This is a genomic window from Streptococcus sp. 2_1_36FAA (assembly GCF_000161955.2).
GTDB classification, from domain to species: domain Bacteria; phylum Bacillota; class Bacilli; order Lactobacillales; family Streptococcaceae; genus Streptococcus; species Streptococcus gordonii.
On record NZ_KI391976.1, the window covers coordinates 369,855 to 391,214 of the forward strand.

Here is a 21,360-nt window from a genome sequence, read left to right on the forward strand (position 1 = left end):
AAGGGCAGGACAGCAGGTTTCATTGGCTTGTCTGCCTTTTTTTCTAGGATGAGAGATATGGAATTCTATTTTTCAGGAACCGTCGAACGCATTATTTTTGAAAATCCCAACAATTTCTTTCGAATTTTGTTACTGGATATCGAGGACACAGATGCAGAATTTGATGATTTTAAGATTATCGTGACCGGAACCATGGCCGATATCATGGAAGGACAAGACTATACTTTTTGGGGAACTCTTGTTCAACATCCCAAATACGGGGAACAGCTAAAAGTAACTCGCTACGAAAGAGCCAAGCCAAGCAGTAAGGGTCTAGTCAAGTATTTTGCTAGCGATCATTTTAAAGGGATCGGTATTAAGACCGCCCAAAAGATAGTAGATCTCTATGGCGATAATACGATTGACCAGATCTTGGCTGATCCTAGCCGACTCGTAACTATTAACGGCCTTTCTTCAACCAATCGGGAAGCCTTCGTCAGCAAACTGAGACAAAATTACGGCACAGAGATGTTGCTCTCTAAACTCGCTGAATATGGCATTCCTAATAAATTAGCCTTGCAGATTCAAGATACCTATAAAGAAGAAACGCTGGAAATTGTCCAAAAATATCCTTATCAACTGGTTGAAGACATTCAAGGTATTGGTTTCAAAATAGCTGACCAGTTGGCCCAGCAACTTGGTATTGAAAGCGATGCTCCAGAGCGTTTCCGGGCTGGTCTTGTTCATACCCTTTTCAGCCAATCTATGGAGACAGGTGATACTTATATAGAAGCACGTGACTTGCTATCCCACACCATTGATTTGCTGGAGAATGCCCGTCAGGTTGAACTTGATCCTTCCTTGGTAGCGGATGAATTGGCCCACCTTATCGAAGAAGATAAGATCCAAAACGTTGAGACAAAAATATTTGAAAACAGTCTTTATTTCGCCGAGGAAGGTATCCGTAGCAATCTGATTCGGATTCTAGAAAAAGGCAAACAAGAAACCTTTGATGCCCCAAAACTCGAAAGTATCATCGAACAAGTCGAGCAAGATTTAGGAATCTGCTATGACCATATTCAAAAGAAGGCCATCTGCGATGCCATTAATCATAAGGTGTTTATTCTGACGGGTGGGCCAGGAACTGGTAAAACGACCGTTATCAATGGCATCATTGCTACTTATGCTGCTCTTCACAAACTAGACTTGGCTAAGAAACAGGAATTACCTATTCTGCTTGCTGCTCCAACTGGACGAGCTGCCCGACGAATGAATGAATTGACTGGACTGCCCAGCGCTACTATTCACCGGCATTTGGGCATGACTGGAGATGACGATACCAGTCATTTAGATGACTATTTGGATGCTGATTTCATCATTGTAGACGAGTTCTCTATGGTCGATACTTGGCTGGCCAATCAACTGCTCAGCAATATTTCTTCCAACAGTAAAATCCTCATTGTGGGGGATGCTGACCAGCTTCCGTCTGTCAGTCCCGGTCAGGTTCTGGCCGATCTTTTAAAAATACCTCTCCTACCTCAAACTAAACTAACAAAAATCTACCGGCAAGGAGAAGATTCAACAATTGTTACCCTGGCCAGTCAAATCCAGCAAGGGATTCTGCCAGCTGATTTTACTGAAAAAAAGGCGGATCGTTCCTATTTTGAAGCAACTAGTGAATATATCCCTGACATGATTAAGAAAATCGTAGCCGCTACCATTCGTAGTGGCATCCCTGCCCAGGACGTCCAAGTCCTGGCTCCTATGTACCGAGGACCCGCAGGAATCGACCAGATCAACCAACTCATGCAAGATTTAATAAATCCATCAGAAAAAGACCAACTGGTCTTTGAAGCGCCAGACTGCCAATACCGGCAAGGGGACAAGGTCATTCATCTGGTCAACGATGCTGAAAGCAATGTGTTTAATGGGGACTTGGGCTATATCACGGACTTGTTGCCAGCAAAATACACCGACTCTAAGCAAGATGAACTTACCATCAACTTCGATGGAAATGAAATCGTCTATCAACGTAGCGAGTGGTACAAGATCCGCCTAGCCTATGCCATGAGTATCCACAAGTCTCAGGGCAGCGAGTTTCCCGTGGTCATCCTACCTATCACCCGTAGCAGCCACCGCATGCTCCAGCGCAATCTGGTCTACACAGCCATTACCCGGGCCAAGAGCAAGCTGATCCTGCTTGGGGAAAAAGCAGCCTTTGACTATGCTGCAAAAAACACTGGCACCGCCCGCAAAACCTATCTGGTCGAGCGTTTTGCTGACCTAGAAGCTCCACAGGAACTTAGCTACACTCCTGTGGATAGGTTGGAAAAAGCTGTGGAAAACTATGTCTTGACAGAAGAAAATTTCCTGAAAATCGACCCCCTAATCGGCCTGACCGAGGAAGATATCCACAGTATATTCAGCACATAAATAAAAAGGCTGGGACAGAATTAAATTTTTTAGTTCTGTCCTATCGCCTTTTTTTATGCCTTATTTTTCTGGCTAAAGAGCTGCAGGAGCTCATCATTAAAGATATCCATGCCGACCGAGGTCATCATAAACTGCAGAAAATGGAAGCGTTCTGGCAGTTTTTCAGGATCGCTTTCAAAAATGGTCCCATGCATCCAAAAATTCACCAGCAGCAGAAAAACTTCCGCAGCCTGGTCCGGATACTGGGTCTGAAGGGAACCATCTGCCATCCCTTTTTTGATAATGTCACTGACCAGAGGGGCGCCTATCCGCAGATTGTCCCGCATCATGGTCAAAATAAAGCCTGCGTCCTTCTCATACTCACCCACAATGCCGTCCGTAGCCCGGGCTGTCTGACTTTCCAGATTAGACTTGAGGATGGTCTGCAGCTGCTCTCTGCCAGTCAGATTTTCCGTAGCCTTGAGCCACTGCTTCATCTCTTCTTCCATCAGCTCCTGCCGGCTCCTAATCACCGCCAGGACAATCTCATCTTTTGACTTAAAATGATGATAGATAGCCCCCTTGGAGATGCCCGCCGTCTGAGCGATGTCCTGCATACTGGTCTTTTCGGACCCCTTTTGGATAAAGAGCTGGGTTGCTGTATTTAAAATTTTTTCTCTCATGGCCTGGGATTTGTCTTTTCGTTGCGCCATTCTATTCCCCTTTGTTTCTAATATAGCTTTATTCTACCAAAAAAGCCGGGGAAATACAAAATCATAAAACTATCTTTAAGCCTTGTCTTGCTGATCCCTTTGATACCAAAGATAGATACTGTAAGCCGCCATCAAGATATAGCCTAGGAAAAAGAGCGGATTTTCCGTCCCCTTCCCCAGGAAAATGCCTTCACCAATGGTATTGATGGCCCCGTGGAAAAGAACACAGTAAAGGATGGACTGACTGACCTTGTAAAGAGACGCTAGCCAGAAACGGGCGAGCAGGCAGGCGGCAGTAAAGACTAGAAAAGAAGTCCCTGCCTGACTGCTGCCGGGCATAAAGAAGAGGGGCAGATGCCAGACAGCCCAGATTAACCCAGCTGTTACAGTTGCTAAGGGAAAGGGCAGAAGCTTTTCCAGAGTCGGCTGCAGGAAGCCCTGCCAGCCAATCTCTTCATTGCCGCCTGTCAGAAGAGTCGTCATGAGAAAAATCAGGGCAATCCTGAGAAGGCTAAAACCAGGCAGGAGCGGGCTCCAAAAGACTATGGAAAGGGTATAAAGAATTGTCAAAATCAAGAGATGGACCCAAGTCCTTTTTCGGGCCGATCCGATAGAAGCTAAGAGCTCCTTGAACGATTTTCCTAAGACCAGTTTGGCTCCAATGGCCGGGCCAAAAACACCAGCGATGGTTAGGACCTGGGAAATAATAGGAATCCTCAGGAAAGCCGAAGCCAGCCAGGCAGACCAGCTGATACCAAAAGTCCAGGCCAGAAAGGGCAGGATATGCCTTGTCTCTGGCTCTACATGTGTTTGTGTTTTCATATGATTACTCCTTTTTCTTTGGCAGAAGAGCGATTGCCAAGATTTTTAGCCTGCATCTTTCTGAACTCCTTTCCGATTGCCCTTCCAATACCACCAGCCGACCAGCAGGGCGGTCATGACCAGATTAGCAACCTGGAAGCTGAGATACCTTCCGCCATTTGTAGCACTGCCGACAATCGTCGCCTGAGCAAAGTTAATGCAGCCGTGAAAGACCATGCAGGCAAAGACAGAGGCCGTCTGCTTGTAGAGAGCCGCCTGACAGAAACAGAGCAAGATACCAAAGGAGAGATAGAAGGGCAAAGAAATCTGACTTTGACTCGTTCCCGGAATCAGCCAGAGGGGCAGATGCCAGGCCACCCAGACCAGAGCCGTGATGACAGTTGCCAGAGGGAAGGAGAATTTTTTCTCCAGAGCCGGCTGCAGGAGGCCCCTCCAGCCCAGCTCTTCGTTCCCGCCTCCAGCAAACGTGACAAAGGTCCAGCCCAAAGGAAACATCAGAACGGCATTGAGCGGCGGTAATACAGGATTGGCGATAAAAAGGGTCAAAACCCGAACCAGACAGAAGGCCAGCATATAAATCCACCAGCCCTTAGCATGAGAAAAGATAAAGTCCAGCATCTTCTTAGGATGAGAAATTTTGAGGCTGATAAAAGTTCCCAAGGCCGGTCCGAAGCCCCCGATGAAATTGAGAGCAAGGCCCAAAGGCTCAGCCCCGCTGGTCAGCTTCAGGGCGGTTAAAATATACTGAAGCAGCCAGGCTCCCCAGGTAATGCCAAAAGTCCAGGCCAGAAAGGGCAGGATATGCCTTGTCTCTGGCTCTACATGTGTTTGTTTGTTCATACGATAACTCCTTATCAAATGTAGAATAGTGAAAAGTCATCCGAAAACTGGACAAAGGCATCCTTTACTCTCAGTCTTTCAGATGATTGCCTGTTTTGAAACGCAGATTTTTAAAATCCGACCATTCGGTTTGTTTTATTGTAAAAAAATAAAGACCTGCGCCAAATAGAAAACGTAGTCTTTTAGTCCTTGCCTAAAATAAAAAGCAAAGATAGACTAAATAATGCTAAAAGCTATGTCAGCACCGTTTAGCTACTGCCTGCTGCTTTTAGTTTCTAAGTTGTCCTGACTCTGATGCTTAATACAGGCCATTTCTCTGCTACTTGCTCCTTTCTTTATTTTGCAATCGCCGAATTTGCCAGAGATTGGAGGCAAGGCTCAGACTGCCTACTGCCATAATACCCAGTCCTCGCCAAGGGCTAAAGACAGAAGTCAGCAAGCCACCAGCAAGGACAGCATATCCAGCTTTGACTCCCCACTTAGAATAGCGTATGAGATTCTCATCCTGTGTTATCTTTTCTAGCCACACCTTACGTTTTTCTGCCTGCTGCTGCAAAAACTCTTTCTGACCTTCCCGCTGCCGATCCAGCTCCTGATTAAACTTGAGGATGTGCTCGCTTGTTTTTTCTACTACAGATTTCTTCATTTCTGCTCCTTTCTTTTTAAAAACCGACCAGGCGGTTTTTTATTTTATAGACTCAGTATAACAGACACAGAAAACTTTGTCCAGTATTTTTTCAAAAAAGATTATTTTTAGTTAATGAAAATTATCAGCCAACTTAGAAACTCGTCACAAGCAACTCTCTCATGCTAAAAACTATATCTAAAAAAGCCCGGTAACGAACCAAGCCTTTATCTTTATTCAAACCCCGTCACTGTCAGCCCTAGCAGACGAATACCTCGTGGTTGTTCTTCCAAGCTATCGTAAATCTCATGAGCCGTTCGCTCGATTTGCTCCTTGTCTTGAGTAGCTAGATTCAAACTTTTCCTTTTAGTCAAGGTGGAGAAATCGGCATAACGGATTTTCAGAACGATGGTTCGTCCTTTCTTATCATGCTTAGTCAGGCTATTTTCTACCTTCTGTGCCAGCAGGGTCAGCTCTTTCTTGATATCCTCCTCACTATAGAGCAGTTTGGCATAGGTCCGCTCCTTCCCAATCGACTTACGGATGCGATTGGACTTGACTGGACTATTACTGATGCCACGCGCTTTACGATAGAGATCAAAACCAAAGCGGCCAAACTTATCAATCAAGGTCATTTCTGGTATCTTGAGCAGATCTCCACCAGTATAAACTCCCATTTCATGTAGTTTCTCAACACTCTTCTTACCAACCCCATGAAACTTAGCAATATCCATTGGCGCTAGAAAGGCCTCTGCTTCCTCAGGCAGAATAACAGTCAGACCATGAGGCTTCTCATAGTCACTGGCAATCTTGGCCAGAAACTTATTATAAGAAACGCCTGCCGAAGCCGTCAGTTGCAGCTCATTCCAGATATCGTGCTGAATCAACTTGGCTATTTTGACTGCGGATTTAATCCCCAGCTTGTTTTCCGTTACATCCAGATAAGCCTCGTCGATACTCATTGGCTCAATCAAGTCCGTATAGCGTTTGAAAATCTCTCGGATCTGCAAGCCGACCGCCTGATATTTTTCGTAATTCCCAGAGATAAAAATCCCCTGCGGGCAACGCTCATAGGCTTCCTTGGAGCTCATAGCCGAATGAACTCCGAACTTTCTGGCCTCATAATTACAGGTGGAGACGACACCACGACCGCCAGTCAAGCGTGGGTCGCTGCCGATGATGACCGGATGCCCCTTTAACTTAGGATTATCCCGCTCTTCCACCGAAGCGAAAAAAGCGTCCATATCAATGTGGATGATTTTTCTTGATGTGTCGTTAATTAAGGGGAATATCAACATTCTAGTCGCCTCTTATTCTTGTCTTCCAATTCTAGTATAACCTTTTTCTCATTTTTGCCCAACTATTTGCTAAGAAATTTCTCTCATCCGTCTATATAGTACACTTTTCGGATTTTCAGACAACTGTATTATAAAAGAAAAGGCTTACAAATCCCGAAAACACTTTGTGTAAACGATTACTATGTGTTATACTTTAACTATACAAATGTAACAGATACTTGTTACTAGAAAGAAAAAGAGGAATTTAACATGGTTGTTAAAACTGTTGTCGAAGCACAAGATATTTTTGACAAGGCTTGGGAAGGCTTCAAAGGTGAAGATTGGAAAGAAAAAGCAAGTATTTCACGCTTTGTTCAAGCTAACTACACTCCTTACGATGGAGATGAAAGCTTCTTAGCAGGTCCAACTGAACGCTCTCTTCATATTAAAAAGATTATTGAAGAAACAAAGGCTCACTATGAAGCAACTCGTTTCCCAATGGACACTCGCCCAGCATCTATTGCAGGTATCCCAGCTGGCTACATCGACAAAGATAACGAGCTAATCTATGGTATCCAAAACGACGAACTCTTCAAATTAAACTTCATGCCAAAAGGTGGTATCCGTATGGCTGAAACAACTTTGAAGGAAAATGGTTATGAGCCAGATCCAGCTGTTCACGAAATCTTTACTAAGTACGTGACAACAGTTAACGATGGTATCTTCCGTGCTTACACTTCAAACATTCGTCGTGCTCGCCACGCTCACACAGTTACTGGTCTTCCAGATGCATACTCTCGTGGACGTATCATCGGAGTTTATGCTCGTCTTGCTCTTTATGGAGCTGACTACTTGATGGCTGAAAAAGTAAACGACTGGAATGCTTTGACAGAAATCGACGAAGAAACAATTCGTCTTCGCGAAGAAATCAACTTGCAATACCAAGCACTTGGTGAAGTTGTTAAATTAGGTGACCTTTACGGAGTTGATGTTCGCCGTCCTGCCTTCGATACTAAAGAAGCTATCCAATGGACAAACATTGCCTTCATGGCAGTCTGCCGCGTCATCAACGGTGCCGCAACTTCTCTTGGACGTGTGCCAATCGTTCTTGACGTCTTTGCAGAACGTGACCTTGCTCGTGGCACTTACACTGAAAGCGAAATCCAAGAATTTATCGATGACTTCGTTTTAAAACTTCGTACTGTTAAATTTGCTCGTACAAAAGCTTACGACCAACTGTATTCTGGTGACCCAACCTTCATCACTACTTCTATGGCAGGTATGGGTAACGATGGTCGTCACCGTGTTACTAAGATGGACTACCGTTTCTTGAACACTCTTGACAACATCGGTAACTCTCCAGAACCAAACTTGACAGTTCTTTGGACTGATAAATTACCATATAACTTCCGTCGCTACTGTATGCACATGAGCCACAAACACTCTTCTATCCAATATGAAGGTGTAACAACAATGGCTAAAGATGGATATGGTGAAATGAGTTGTATCTCATGTTGTGTATCTCCACTTGACCCAGAAAATGAAGAACAACGCCACAACATCCAGTACTTCGGTGCTCGTGTAAACGTTCTGAAAGCTCTTCTTACTGGTCTCAACGGTGGTTATGACGACGTGCATAAAGACTACAAAGTATTTGACATCGATCCTATCCGTGACGAAGTTCTTGAATTTGAATCAGTTAAAGCTAACTTTGAAAAATCACTTGATTGGTTGACAGACACTTACGTAGATGCTTTGAACATCATCCACTACATGACTGATAAGTATAACTACGAAGCTGTTCAAATGGCCTTCTTGCCTACTCATCAACGTGCTAACATGGGATTCGGTATCTGTGGATTTGCTAACACTGTTGATACATTGTCAGCTATCAAGTACGCTACAGTTAAACCAATCCGTGACGAAAATGGATACATCTACGATTACGAAACAATCGGTGAATACCCACGTTGGGGTGAAGATGATCCTCGTTCAAATGAATTGGCTGAATGGTTGGTTGAAGCTTACACAACTCGTTTGCGTAGCCACAAACTATACAAGAACGCTGAAGCTACAGTATCACTCTTGACAATCACATCTAACGTTGCTTACTCTAAACAAACTGGTAACTCACCAGTCCACAAAGGAGTTTACCTTAACGAAGATGGTACTGTGAACTTGTCTAAACTTGAGTTCTTCTCACCAGGTGCTAACCCATCTAACAAGGCAAAAGGTGGCTGGTTGCAAAACTTGAACTCACTTGCTAGTCTGGACTTCAGTTATGCAGCTGACGGTATCTCTCTGACAACTCAAGTATCACCTCGTGCGCTTGGTAAAACTCATGACGAACAAGTAGACAACTTGGTAACAATCCTTGATGGTTACTTTGAAAATGGTGGACAACACGTTAACTTGAACGTTATGGACTTGAAGGACGTTTACGACAAGATTATGTCTGGTGAAGACGTTATCGTTCGTATCTCTGGTTACTGTGTAAATACTAAGTACCTCACTCCAGAGCAAAAGACTGAATTGACTCAACGTGTATTCCACGAAGTCCTTTCTATGGATGATGCTTTGAGCTAATAAGTCATTAAATTCAACTATAAAGGAAGATTGGTTTATTTCCAGTCTTCTTTTTTGATTTTGCATGGAATTTTTATGAAGAAGCTTCTGAATTTTGCTATAATAGAAGAAAGTTTAGAAACACTTGGAAAGAGATTATGGAAGAGTCAAAAGAATTTAATCTAGCCGTAGATGTCATCATGCTAGCCGGAACCCTCTTATTGCAAAGCGGATCTGAAATCTATCGTGTAGAAGATACCATGATTCGTATCGCTCATTCGCAGGGGATTATTGATTGCAATGCTCTAGCTATGCCAGTTGCGATTTTCTTCTCCGTCGAGAATACGAATTTCTCTCGTATGAAACGTATTGTGCATTCAAATTATAATATTGAGAAGGTCTGTGATGTCAACCAAGTCTCCCGTCAGTTGACCAGTGGTCAATTAACCTTGCAAGAGGCTTACGATGAACTCTTGCGTCTCAAAAACAAATGTCTGCCATACAACAAAAAACAATTGACCATTGCAGCTACGCTCAGTGCCCCATTTTTTTCCATCATGTTTGGAGGAAATTTTTACGATGCACTTGGCGCTGCTGTGGCAACCTTCTTTGGCTTTACCTTTTCACTGTACGCTGAGAAGTATGTACGAATTCCTTTTGTTACAGCCTTTGCAGGTGCCTTTGTTTTTGGTTTACTAGCACAGGCTTGGGCGCGCTACTCTGGTTTTAACTCAACTGCAGACTTGATTATAGCAGGCTCTGTCATGCCTTTTGTCCCTGGGATTGCCCTGACTAATGCTGTCCGTGACATCATGACCAACCATATCAACTCGGGAATGAGTAAACTTTTTGAATCTCTTCTCATTACCCTTGCTCTCGGTGCGGGTACTTCCGTAGCCCTTGTATTAATGAAATAAAACTATGACAATACTAACATTTTTCCTTCAAGCTCTTGCAAGTTTATTGGCTATTATTACTTTCCTTATCGTTTTAAATGTCCAGCGCAGAATGCTAATTCCAGCTGGTCTACTGGGGATGTCTATCTGGCTTCTTTATTTGCTTTTAAAAGGCCCGACCAATGTTATCGTAGCCACCTTTGTAGCTGCCATCGTCGGATCTTGCTGTAGCCAAATTATGAGTGTTATTTATAAAACTCCTGCAGTTGTCTTTATACTAGCGATTCTAGCACCCCTAGTCCCTGGTTACCTCTCCTATCGAACAACCGCATTCTTTGTAACTGGTGATTATAGTAAGGCTATGGTTAATGCCACCTTAGTAGTCATCTTGGCCCTAGTTATTTCGATTGGAATGGCCAGCGGTACAGTTGCGCTAAAACTTTTTAAGTATATTCAAAAAAGAAAGCACGTCCACTATTGAGTCGACTATAAACTCTAAACAAATTTGATACTTCTGATTAAATCTTAGTAAAAACAAGTTTTACGCTAAGATGTTTCAAGTTCCCTGTCTCTGTTCGACGGGGCTTTTTTATCAGTTTTATTTTGAATTATGGTAAAATAGATGTTGAAATACTCTTGATAATCATATCAAGATATGAGGTTTTAATATGAAAATAGGAATTGATAAAATTGGATTTGCAACCTCCAATTATGTCTTGAAATTAAACGATTTAGCGGCAGCGCGTGCTACCGATCCAGAAAAACTAAGCAAGGGACTCCTGCTTAAAGAACTCAGCATTGCTCCTCTGACAGAAGATATTATCACCTTAGGAGCTGCAGCTGCAGATCCCATTTTGACAAGTGAAGACAAAGAGAAGATTGACATGGTCATTGTAGCTACGGAGTCAAGCATTGATCAGAGCAAGGCAGCGGCCGTTTTTATTCATGGCCTTTTGGCGATCCAGCCTTTTGCCCGGAGTTTTGAGATTAAAGAAGCCTGTTATGGCGCTACTGCTGCACTTGACTATGCCAAACTCCATATCGAAAAATATCCAGATAGCAAGGTCCTCGTTATTGCCAGTGATATTGCCAAATATGGTATTAATACTCCTGGTGAACCAACTCAGGGAGCGGGAGCTATTGCAATGTTGATAAGCAAGGATCCTCGCATCTTAATTTTCAATGAAGACAATGTCGCACAAACTCGCGACGTTATGGATTTTTGGCGTCCAAATTACTCGACAACTCCTAATGTAAATGGACTCTACTCTACCCAACAATACTTGGATTGTTTGAAAACAACCTGGGATGAGTACCAAAAGCGCCACAATCTTTCTCTCAAAGATTTTGTAGCCTACTGCTTCCATCTTCCTTATCCAAAACTTGCTCTTAAAGGTCTCAATAAAATCATGGATAAAAGCCTTCCTCAAGAGCAGCAAGATCAGCTTAAGGAAAACTTTGAAAAGTCAATCCTCTACAGCCAAAAAGTCGGAAATATTTACACAGGTTCTCTTTTCCTAGGCCTTTTGTCCCTCTTAGAAAACTCAGATAATCTTAAGGCTGGTGACAAGATTGCTCTCTTTAGTTATGGCAGTGGTGCTGTAGCAGAAATTTTCAGCGCTTCCTTAGTTCCAGGATACGAGAAACAGCTGTCACAGACACGTCTGGAGGAACTAGACCAGCGTCAAGCTCTTTCTGTTGAAGAATACGAGCATATCTTTTTTGCAGAAGCTAAATTGGATGCAGAGGGTAATGCCAGCTTCTCTGGCTATGAGGAACAAAGCTTTGCTCTGGCGGAAATTGCAGAGCATCAGCGTAAGTACATCAAAGTTGAGAAATCATCATGAAAATAAACTGGACTGGATTTTCCAAAAAAACTCCTGCTGAACGGCTACAGATGCTGAAAGAAAAGGAACTTTTACAAGATGAACATTGGCAGCTGCTAGACAGTCAGCAGACTTTGCCACTGGAAACAGCCAATCAGATGAGTGAAAATGTACTGGCCACTCTGGCCCTGCCCTACTCTCTGGTGCCAGACTTTCTGGTGGATGGTAAGACCTATCAAGTTCCATTTGTGACAGAAGAGCCATCTGTCGTAGCAGCAGCTAGCTTTGCCGCTAAGATTATCAAACGTTCAGGCGGATTTGAAACCGAGGTTCACAAACGCCAGATGATTGGGCAGATTGCCCTCTATCAGGTTGATAATGCAGACCAAGCCATTAAAGATGTTCTCAGAAAAAAGAAAGAGTTGCTGGAACAGGCTAACCAAGCCTATCCATCGATTGTTGCCCGTGGTGGTGGTGCTAGAGATTTCTGGCTAGAGCAAAAGGATGACTTCCTCATTTTCTATCTATCTGTGGATACGCAGGAAGCCATGGGAGCCAATATGCTCAACACCATGCTGGAGGCTCTCACCCTTCCTCTGGAAGAGCTGACTGGCAGTAAGAGTCTGATGGCTATCCTGTCAAACTATGCAACAGATAGCCTGGTAACAGCCCGCTGTGTCATCGACTATCGCTTTCTCAGTCGGAATAAGGCTGAGGCAGAGCTTCTTGCGGATAAGATGCAGCTGGCTAGCAAGCTAGCCCAGGTCGACCCTTACCGAGCAGCTACCCACAATAAAGGTATCTTTAATGGCATTGATGCTTTGGTGCTGGCTACTGGAAATGACTGGAGGGCTGTAGAAGCTGGCGCTCATGCCTATGCCAGCCGAGAAGGAAGCTACCGTGGCCTCTCTACTTGGACGGCAGACCCAGACAAACGCCAGCTTCATGGTCAGATGACCCTGCCCATGCCCATTGCAACTAAGGGAGGCTCCATTGGCCTCAATCCCGCAGTGGCAGCCAGCTTTGACTTGCTGGGGCAGCCTCAAGCCAAGGAATTGGCTTCCATCATCGTATCGGTCGGATTGGCACAAAATTTCGCTGCCCTCAAAGCCCTGGTCAGCACTGGCATCCAAGCCGGACATATGAAATTGCAAGCCAAATCTTTAGCATTGCAAGCTGGAGCTCAAGGCGAAGAAATTGTTGCTGTAGCCAGTCGCTTAACAGCCAAGAAGACTTTCAACTTAGCTGCTGCTCAGGAAATCCTAGCTGACTTACGAAAACAGGACAAGTAAAAAGGCCATTGATGGCCTTTTTTGTATGTCTTTATGCTATTTAATCTGTTCCTGAGCTTCTTTCAGTCGCCCATAGAGTAGATAGGGTACATTCTTTAGTTCTTGCAAGTTTCGGCAGGACAGGGCACACATGATGAGACGCAGATCTGATTTCCAGCCTTCTACAATAGCAATAACCTCTTCCACCGAGTGATTTTCCACCAAGTCCAGCATGGTGCGAGAGAGGCCAACTGCCTTAGCTCCTAAGACCAGGGCTTTGATCATATCCAAAGGATGACGGACACCTCCACTAGCCAAGAGTTCGACCTCATCGCAAAGTGGCTGAAGAGCCAACAGGCTCTGCAGAGTAGATTGTCCCCAATCATTGAGGTAGTCACGATTGCCACCCCGCTGATTTTCAATATAGGCAAAACTAGTGCCGCCCCGGCCAGAAATATCAAAAGTCTGAATGCCCAAGGAGCGCGCTTCTTCGACAGTAGAGCGATCCATGCCAAAGCCAACTTCTTTAAGAATTAGGGGAAGATCCAGCCGCTGACTATAATCAGTCAAGTGCTGTCTCCAAGAACGAAACTCCCGCTCACCCTCTGGCATCAGCAATTCCTGCATGAGATTGACATGGACCTGCAAAAAGAGGGGCTGCAAATCAGCTACTGCTTGCTGGGCAGCTTGATAAGGCTTGTCCAAGCCGATATTGGTAGCCAGCAATAAATTAGGCCGACCAGCCGCCACCCGATAGGAAGAATCAGAAGGATTTTTCAAGGCTGCACTATAAGAGCCAGTTACAAAAAGAAGGCCACAACTTTCAGCTACTTGAGCCAGTTTCTCATTGATTTGACCGCCTTTGTGGCTGCCGCCAGTCATGGCATTGATGTAAAAAGGAAACTCCCAATCACGACCAGCAAAGTGAGTAGATAGGTCTATCTCTGCCAAATCATACTTAGGCAAAGAGCGGTGAACCAGTTCCATTTCATCAAAACTGTTGTAACCCAGACGCTGCTCTAAAGCGTATTTGATATGGTCGTCCTTACGATTCTGGCTCATCATATCCCATCCTTTCTCTGTATAATAGCTCAATGCCAGCTTCTTGCCAGGCTTGAATCAGTTGCTTGCTAGATGCGGCATCAAAGCTGAGAGCAATCCCGCAGTCGCCACCACCGGCACCGCTACTCTTAGCCACACAGTTCAGTCTTTCTGCCGCTTCCTTTAGGGCTTTCAGCGTGTCTGTATAGATAGCCGGGCTGAGCCTTTCTAAGAGCTGGCTAGCCTTTTCCAAACTAGACTGAATAGCAAGTTTCTCTCCTGCTAATAAAGCCTTCTCCAAAGTATCAACCTGTATCCTACTACCTGTCAAAAAGGACTCTGAAATAGCTGACTTGACCTGATTGACCAAGTCCTTAGAAATTGCCGGCTGCTTGGTCCAGCCAACTAGAAAATCCATGGCTAAGCAAGGCTTAATGATGCGAATTTCAAAATCCCAATCCTCTGCTAATAGCTGTGGTAAATCGACTTTGTCCATGCGCTTGCGGAACAGTTCTCTATCAAAAGACCGGTAGTAAATCAGGTCTTCAAAAGCAATGCAGGCTAGATCTCCCATGGAGCCATTATCTCCTCGCTTGAGGAGAACGTAAGAAGCCAGCTTAAAGAGTAGCTCTGGCTCTAAGTCTAGCTCATAAAGGGCTGCCATGGCCTTGATGGTCAGAATAACAACACTACCGCTGGAGCCAATCCCGAACTTCTTGCCGTCTCTTTCCATCTTGCCACTAATCTTTAGAGAAAATGGCTGAAGCTGGTAGCCTAAGTCCTGCAAATAAGTGTTCATAACCCCTATCGTCTCCTGAATCAAGGCGTAATCAGGGTCCGGCTCTAGGTTAGCGCTGTGTTCGAACATATCTGATGACAAGCGATAGTCAGGTACTATCTGGATTTCTCCCGCCATGTAGATAGGAATGGCCTTGATAATGGCTGGCTGACCAGCCGTCAGCACTGCATATTCACCCGCCAGATAGAGCTTGCCACAGGTTTGGACTCTTGCACTAGCCTTCATCTGACAAGTCCTTTGTTTTGGAGACGATAAGCCGGTAGTCTTTCTCAAAAATAGCCACCAGATGGTCTAGGTCTTCCTCCAAGCAGAGCACCTTGACATTGGGCCCTGCGTCCATGGTAAAGTAGCAACGTTCCCCCTGCTCCCGCAGCTTTCTGACAGCATCCATAGCCTTGTAAGACTCCTCTGTCAGATAAGAAAACGGTGGATAAGCCTTTTCTGTCGTGGCATGCATCCGAAGAGCATTTTCCTCCGTCAGCTGGCCCACCTTGGCAAAATCATTGTCCTGCAAATAGCTTAACATAGCTTTATAATCCAAGGCAGACTGGGCAATCCAATCTGGGAAAATTGTGGAAGTTTTAGCGCAGAGCTCCATACCGTCACGGCTGGAAATGGGCTTTTTCTCATCATGCAGAACCAACATAATCATGGCTAGCTTCAAATCCGTCTTGACTGGATAAATGGCTCCACTGTCCTTATCCCAGGCCGCTAGCGGACCAAAGAAAGACCGAGCAGACGACCCTGAAGCAAACTTGGCCAGCTGAGCCAGCTCTTTTGTCTGATAGCCTGTCTGAAAATAAGCATTGCAGGCCTTGACTAGGGCAGACAGACCGCTGGAGCTCGAAGACAGACCTGCTGCTGTTGGCATATTATTGCTGGTATCAACGCGGACAAAACCATCTTCTGGAGAGCGGAAGCGGTCAATAATCTTACTGATTTTGGTATGTTCTGCCGGACTTTGTAGCTGACCGTCAATATAAAACTCATCTCCAGTCGCTGTATCCGGCAAAGGACTCAGCTGCGTCTCGGTATACATATTTTCCAGTGTCAGCGAGATACTGCTGGTAGACGGAATCATCTTTTCTGCATCTTTCTTGCCCCAATATTTGACAATTGCAATATTGGCATAGGATTTGACACTTACAGGCTTTCGATCCATGTGTTAATGGCCCCTTTCTCTCTCAATACGGTGGCTAAGACATCCGCCTGACTTCTTTCTCCTACAAGAGCAATGACACAGCCACCCAGACCGCCACCGCTCATCTTAGCTCCCAAAGCTCCATTTTCAAGAGCTGTTTCAACTAGTTCATCAGCTTTCTGGCAAGACACTCCTAGCCTAGCTAGCTTCTCATGAGCCTTGGTCATGGCTTGCCCCATCGTCATCAGATCCTTGATAGAAATGGCTTTCTCAAGGATTTTTGTTAAATTCCCCAATTCCTGGAGCAAGGGCAGAGCCTTTTGACCCTGACTTTCTACAGCACGGATGGCTTCGCGAGTATGACCATGAATACCTGTATCTGCAATCAATAAAAAGGCATCCAGATCCAATTCAATTTCACTGAAACCAAAGTTGCGAATGAATTTGATAGCTACATCACTAAGGCAGGTCTTGGCATCAAGGCCGCTGGGATTCATATGGGCAATCATCTCTGCCCGATTGGCTAGAATCTCTAGGGTTTGGTCATCCAGCTCTTCTTCAAAGTAGTCAAAAACAGCCCGAATAGCTGCAATACTAACCGCAGCCGATGAACCCATCCCTCTCTTTTCAGGAACCATAGACTCCACCTGACAGCTTATCTTAGCACCTTGCTGGCCTAAATGTTCTAGACAGGCAAAAACAGCCATAGACAGCGTATCCTCAGCATAAAGAGCCCAGGGACGTTCAGACGAAAAGACCCGGCAGGTTACTTCGATATGGTTGAGTGGCAAGGAAATAGCTGGATATCCATAGACTACCGAATGCTCCCCCATCAAAATAATTTTACTGTGTGCCTTTCCGACACCAATTTCTTTTGTCATGATCTTTCCCTATATTTATTTCTTTAACTATTATTTTAATATACTTTGAAAAAAAAAGCGATTTTTACGAGAAAAATCTTTAGGATTCAAGGAACATGAGAAAACTCCGAGCATAGAAGTCGGAGTATCTTATAGTTCCGTTTTTATCAGATTCATCAGCTGGTTGCGATCTAAGATCCACTGAGCCCGCTCGTCTTTTTCATAGGTCCGGTTGGACAAGAAAATGACTGCCTTTTGCTCCTTGCGATTATACATGATAAAGGTTCCCGTGTAGCCAGTGTGATCCAGCCAGTCGTCCTCCAGATTCCAGGCTAGGCTACGTCTTTTGCCAGGCTCCTTGGAAAAATTCTGGGTCAGATTGGCCGCAAAGTCATCCTGCAGATAATGCTCTAGAAATATTTCCAAATCCCTGAGAGTTGAAAATAAGCCAGCACTACCAGCATGGATGCCTAGAACACGCGCCTTGGGATCATGAACCTGACCATCCTTGACACCGCGAACGGTCGGCACAGCTCCTGGAACTGGCCCAAAACCTGTCTCAGTTAAACCCCAAGGCTGGAAAATCTGACTTTGAAAGATCTGATCCAAGGCCTGACCGTAGATCTCTTCCAACATAAAGCCCAAGAGCAAAAAATTCACATCTGTATAGCGAAAGGTCGTATCTTCAAGCACCGTCAAATGATTGAGTGCTTCTTTCAACTCGGGAGCTGTCAGCTGATCACGATTGGGAATAAAAGGATCAAGCCCTGACGTGTGAGTCAAGAGCTGGCGCACAGTCACATCTTCTCGATGAAAGTCCGGATAATAGTGCTGCAAGGGTAAATCCAGATCCAGCTTGCCCTGCTCATATAAAAAGGCTGCTAGAGTCCCCACTCCGACCACCTTGCTGACGCTAGCCAGATCATAGACCAAGCCCGCTTGAGTGACTTTTCTTTCTTGTGGATCAGCCAGACCAAAGTAGAATTCCCGCCACTGACCAGCTTGATATAGGGCTAGGCTAGCCCCAGGATAGATTTCCTGACGAATCTGCTCTTGAATTTTCTCAAAAATTTTTTGCTTTGTCATGCTTGTTCAAACCACAAGTCAATCTGACTATCATCTGTCGCTAAAAGAAACTTTTTAGACTTAGGAACGAACAAATCACGTCCTTCAAGAAGCTCAGCCAATTGATCTACATCAAAACGTTCCAGAGAAAACTTAATCATAGACAAGTCCCAAGTTGCTGCATTTGCAGCCAATAAATCCTGGCCTTCTTCCTCTTTAAATTCAATTGGTAGCATGTCTCCAAAAGGTTGATAATAAGTTTGAGCTGCTGATTTATTTGGAACATTGAGAATCACTTTTTCAATATAAAATTGTGTTAAGCCAGTGAAATCAGCCTGTGTCTCAAATACAGGAATCTTTTCTAGAGCACGGAGTGTTTGAGGATCATCCTCAGCATGAACTAAGAAAATATCTCCCTCTGGGGAAACAGCCTTGAAAGCATAGCCCTTCTCACCTTGGTAGACCTGTAAAACAGGACGTGCCTGTCCTAGCAAGGCTTCAATTTCTTTTGACTCTTTAACCTTTATAGTGATCTGAGCTAGTTTTTTAGGTCCAACGACCTTACGCGAACGTGCGCCTGGTGATTCTTCAATCACTAATCTTTCACTCTTTGTCTGATCTCCCAAACTGACACCTGGGCCTTCTTCCAAAAGATTTTTCATCCCTAATGTCTGACAATAAAATTCTAAGTTTAAACGACGATTGTTCGTTTTTAGTACTGGTACAGCCTTAATCGTTTGATGATTTCGTGTCATAAATTCCTCCAAGTCTCTTCTATTTTAGAGGATTTTCTCCTATTTGACAAATAATTATATAAAAATTTTAAAAAAACAAACACAAGCTGAAACAAAAAGCAGCAGGCCATTCCCTGCTACTTGTAAATCAACAATAAACATTGTGGGCGACAACCAAACCATTGGCAGATTCAAATTCATACTGCAGGTAATTTTGGTAAGTTCCAGGCGCTATAATTCCTCTTACATTCAAAATAGCAGTCCCAGCTTGACCAACAATCGAGTCCGCCAGCAAACAACAATTGGTCGAAAGAATAAAATAGCTTTTAAAACGGCTACTCTTAAATTTATAAAGCTCCGCCCCTAGCTCATGCCTTAATTTATAAGCATAAGTAGGACTACCATTAAGTTCCTGTTCACTTGGCTCCCATGGATCTAGCAAGTCATCGATTTCCCTCAGACGCTTTTCAACGGCCTCTCGCTCCTGATCAGTTAAAGCCAGAGAATAGCCAAATAAGGTCTTTTTACTCTCTTTTTTACACAAATCGATATAAGCATCCTTATCCACTTTAAATAGTACCCCGTCACCAATGGTACCAAATAGTTTCTGAGAAAAAGGATCATAACTACCATAGGAAATCACCTTCCCCTTATAGCAAATATCAACATGACCAATCGATCCAAACAGGTTTTCCTTAGAAGTATGAACAAGAACTTCTAAATCAGCTTGCTGTTCTCCTTTTAGAATCCGATAAACACTTGATAATTCCTGGTCCTTCGTCCCACGAAAAAAATGGTTGAAGCGTTCCAATTGTTCAAAAGGAATAAAGGCCGCTATGATGACGGGTAGATTGACCCGAAAATGCCTGCGTAAATCCTTTTTTTCCTTATCAAGGTCAAAGAAGAGTCCATCTCTCATATTGGAAATTCCAAGCAAAATCAAATAAATACCTAAAAATAAAAATTGTAGACGACCGTCTGTAGCTGGCGAAAAAATGCTTGTTAGAGCTACTAGTCCCTGAAGAACCGCATCAAATAAATAACGAAAGCCTCCCTTAGCCCGATCACAACGGTAGAGGTAATAAGTAATGGCATAAACCACGGCTGTCGCCAACTGATAAAGTCCTAAAATAATAATGACAACATTAACCGAAAAGTTACCAAGTTCATTCAAGCCTGCTAAAAGCAAGCCAAAGATGATTCGTAAAATCTCAGATGTCAGCGGAATATCTTTCTTACCAGCAAAAAAGTAGAGGATACTATTAAATAAGCCTACTAGAAAAAAATAGAGGCTGAGCAAGTCCAGAGCCAGCTTTGTAAACCCTGCTCCATTTATGATAACAATCATTCCCAGTAGAATGGCTAAGAGACCGAAAAGCAAGGTCCGCCGTCCACTTAATCGATCCATTTTAAATGGGACAATCTTCATTCTCTTCCCTCCAGACTATACCTTTATTCTTCCTTACTATGAAAAGATAAGAAGGCAAAAATATATACCAAAATTACTTCTTTCCCTCTGCCTTCAAGTCAGCTGAGTCTTCTAAAAAAAGGGCTTGCGCCCTTTTAATTATCCATAGATAAATTTGTACAACATAACAGCAGTGATACCTGCAAGGATTGGTGCCACGACTGGTACCCAAGAATACCACCATTTTGAATCACCCTTGTGCTCTCCAAGAACAGACTTAGGCAAGATTTCATGAAGAATACGAGGTCCCAAGTCACGAGCTGGGTTCAATCCAGGACCAGTAGGTCCACCAAGTGAAGTAACCAATGCCATCACAAGGAAACCAAGTGCCAAGTGTGATACAGCCAAACCACTAAAAATGTAGTGACCAACTTGTGCTTTACCTTGGATAGAAGAAGCATCTATACCCTGAGTAGCTGCATATTTAACAATCTCAGCTCCAAAGTAATTCTTTGTCATTGCAATTGCAGCAAAGAAAAGAACGAAGGAACCAACAAACTCATTTACAAAACCATTGATAGTTGCTGCTTTGCGAGATTCAGGTGTTCCATGGTCGATGCTTGAAATCGTTGAGAAACTTCCCAAAATTGCATTTGGATTTGTTGTTTGCAAGTAGTAAGGACGGTGAGTCGCAACCACAAGAGCTTGACCGAAGATAGCTCCCAAAATCTGAGCAACAATGTAAGGAGCAACATGTCCCCATTCAAAGTAGCCGCTGACAGCCAATCCCAAAGTAAAGGCAGGATTAATATGGTTTCCTGAAACATTTCCAAACATCAAAGCAGGAATCATAACACCCATTCCGTAACCAACTGCGATTACCAACCAACCGCTTTGATGACCTTTAGTACCTTTCAATTCAACGTTAGCTACAGCACCGTTTCCTAAAATAATCAAAATGGCCGTACCCAGAAATTCTGTGACGTATTTCGCCATCCATGTAACATCCATGTGTTCAATCTCCTTATAAAATTTTTAGACAAACTTTATTGTATCAGTTATAATGGAGAATGTAAAGGTCAATTT

At 44.0% G+C, this 21,360-nt stretch carries 19 protein-coding genes; 6 read left to right on the forward strand and 13 right to left on the reverse strand.

What is annotated here, in order from left to right:
• Nucleotides 1-57 precede the first annotated feature (57 nt).
• Nucleotides 58-2,412, forward strand: coding sequence for an SF1B family DNA helicase RecD2 (recD2, locus tag HMPREF0847_RS09595; RefSeq protein WP_020992822.1), 2,355 nt, complete (start codon nucleotides 58-60; stop codon nucleotides 2,410-2,412).
• Between the two features lie 53 nt (nucleotides 2,413-2,465).
• Here recD2 and HMPREF0847_RS09600 read toward each other — a convergent pair whose 3' ends face one another.
• The 5 genes from HMPREF0847_RS09600 to dinB all read right to left on the reverse strand — a co-directional run bounded on the left by HMPREF0847_RS09600 (nucleotide 2,466) and on the right by dinB (nucleotide 6,689).
• Complete coding sequence (locus tag HMPREF0847_RS09600) at nucleotides 2,466-3,104, reverse strand: TetR/AcrR family transcriptional regulator (RefSeq protein WP_008808270.1); 639 nt, start codon at nucleotides 3,102-3,104, stop codon at nucleotides 2,466-2,468.
• Between the two features lie 75 nt (nucleotides 3,105-3,179).
• Nucleotides 3,180-3,926 carry a CPBP family intramembrane glutamic endopeptidase gene (locus HMPREF0847_RS09605; RefSeq protein WP_008808269.1) on the reverse strand — a complete coding sequence of 249 codons (747 nt, stop codon included), beginning with the start codon at nucleotides 3,924-3,926 and terminating at the stop codon, nucleotides 3,180-3,182.
• Between the two features lie 45 nt (nucleotides 3,927-3,971).
• Nucleotides 3,972-4,766, reverse strand: coding sequence for a CPBP family intramembrane glutamic endopeptidase (locus tag HMPREF0847_RS09610; RefSeq protein WP_008808268.1), 795 nt, complete (start codon nucleotides 4,764-4,766; stop codon nucleotides 3,972-3,974).
• Between the two features lie 319 nt (nucleotides 4,767-5,085).
• Nucleotides 5,086-5,412, reverse strand: coding sequence for a hypothetical protein (locus HMPREF0847_RS09615; RefSeq protein WP_008808267.1), 327 nt, complete (start codon nucleotides 5,410-5,412; stop codon nucleotides 5,086-5,088).
• A gap of 212 nt (nucleotides 5,413-5,624) precedes the next feature.
• Nucleotides 5,625-6,689 carry a DNA polymerase IV gene (gene dinB, locus HMPREF0847_RS09620; protein ID WP_008808266.1) on the reverse strand — a complete coding sequence of 355 codons (1,065 nt, stop codon included), beginning with the start codon at nucleotides 6,687-6,689 and terminating at the stop codon, nucleotides 5,625-5,627.
• A 249-nt stretch (nucleotides 6,690-6,938) separates the two neighbouring features.
• Here dinB and pflB point away from each other — a divergent pair, with 249 nt between their 5' ends.
• From pflB to HMPREF0847_RS09645, 5 genes are all read left to right on the forward strand, one after another.
• Complete coding sequence (pflB, locus tag HMPREF0847_RS09625; RefSeq protein ID WP_008808265.1) at nucleotides 6,939-9,254, forward strand: formate C-acetyltransferase; 2,316 nt, start codon at nucleotides 6,939-6,941, stop codon at nucleotides 9,252-9,254.
• A gap of 137 nt (nucleotides 9,255-9,391) precedes the next feature.
• Entirely contained in the window at nucleotides 9,392-10,150 is a 759-nt protein-coding gene (locus HMPREF0847_RS09630; RefSeq protein WP_008808264.1) for a threonine/serine exporter family protein, read from the forward strand.
• 4 nt (nucleotides 10,151-10,154) lie between these two features.
• Nucleotides 10,155-10,610, forward strand: a complete 456-nt coding sequence (locus tag HMPREF0847_RS09635; RefSeq protein WP_008808263.1) for a threonine/serine exporter family protein — start codon at nucleotides 10,155-10,157, stop codon at nucleotides 10,608-10,610.
• 187 nt (nucleotides 10,611-10,797) lie between these two features.
• Nucleotides 10,798-11,976, forward strand: coding sequence for a hydroxymethylglutaryl-CoA synthase (locus HMPREF0847_RS09640; protein WP_008808262.1), 1,179 nt, complete (start codon nucleotides 10,798-10,800; stop codon nucleotides 11,974-11,976).
• Nucleotides 11,973-13,247, forward strand: coding sequence for a hydroxymethylglutaryl-CoA reductase, degradative (locus tag HMPREF0847_RS09645; RefSeq protein WP_008808261.1), 1,275 nt, complete (start codon nucleotides 11,973-11,975; stop codon nucleotides 13,245-13,247). The genes HMPREF0847_RS09640 and HMPREF0847_RS09645 overlap by 4 nt, the downstream gene beginning before the upstream one ends.
• A 36-nt stretch (nucleotides 13,248-13,283) precedes the next feature.
• Here HMPREF0847_RS09645 and fni read toward each other — a convergent pair whose 3' ends face one another.
• The 8 genes from fni to gla all read right to left on the reverse strand — a co-directional run bounded on the left by fni (nucleotide 13,284) and on the right by gla (nucleotide 21,285).
• Entirely contained in the window at nucleotides 13,284-14,291 is a 1,008-nt protein-coding gene (gene fni, locus HMPREF0847_RS09650) for a type 2 isopentenyl-diphosphate Delta-isomerase (protein ID WP_148507663.1), read from the reverse strand.
• Nucleotides 14,272-15,291, reverse strand: a complete 1,020-nt coding sequence (locus HMPREF0847_RS09655) for a phosphomevalonate kinase (RefSeq protein ID WP_008808259.1) — start codon at nucleotides 15,289-15,291, stop codon at nucleotides 14,272-14,274. Before HMPREF0847_RS09655 ends, fni begins: the two co-directional genes overlap by 20 nt.
• Nucleotides 15,281-16,228, reverse strand: coding sequence for a diphosphomevalonate decarboxylase (gene mvaD, locus HMPREF0847_RS09660; RefSeq protein ID WP_008808258.1), 948 nt, complete (start codon nucleotides 16,226-16,228; stop codon nucleotides 15,281-15,283). The genes HMPREF0847_RS09655 and mvaD overlap by 11 nt, the downstream gene beginning before the upstream one ends.
• Nucleotides 16,210-17,088 carry a mevalonate kinase gene (gene mvk, locus HMPREF0847_RS09665; protein WP_008808257.1) on the reverse strand — a complete coding sequence of 293 codons (879 nt, stop codon included), beginning with the start codon at nucleotides 17,086-17,088 and terminating at the stop codon, nucleotides 16,210-16,212. Before mvk ends, mvaD begins: the two co-directional genes overlap by 19 nt.
• A gap of 129 nt (nucleotides 17,089-17,217) precedes the next feature.
• The gene (locus HMPREF0847_RS09670) at nucleotides 17,218-18,153 is read right to left on the reverse strand and encodes a serine hydrolase domain-containing protein (protein WP_008808256.1); all 936 of its coding nucleotides are present in this window, start codon (nucleotides 18,151-18,153) and stop codon (nucleotides 17,218-17,220) included.
• Nucleotides 18,150-18,887: a CppA N-terminal domain-containing protein gene (locus tag HMPREF0847_RS09675; protein ID WP_008808255.1), complete on the reverse strand. Its 738-nt coding sequence runs from the start codon at nucleotides 18,885-18,887 to the stop codon at nucleotides 18,150-18,152. Before HMPREF0847_RS09675 ends, HMPREF0847_RS09670 begins: the two co-directional genes overlap by 4 nt.
• A gap of 127 nt (nucleotides 18,888-19,014) precedes the next feature.
• On the reverse strand, nucleotides 19,015-20,295 hold the full coding sequence (locus tag HMPREF0847_RS09680; protein ID WP_008808254.1) for a membrane protein: 1,281 nt from the start codon (nucleotides 20,293-20,295) through the stop codon (nucleotides 19,015-19,017).
• A 138-nt stretch (nucleotides 20,296-20,433) separates the two neighbouring features.
• Nucleotides 20,434-21,285: an aquaglyceroporin Gla gene (gla, locus tag HMPREF0847_RS09685; RefSeq protein WP_008808253.1), complete on the reverse strand. Its 852-nt coding sequence runs from the start codon at nucleotides 21,283-21,285 to the stop codon at nucleotides 20,434-20,436.
• Between the last annotated feature and the right edge of the window lie 75 nt (nucleotides 21,286-21,360).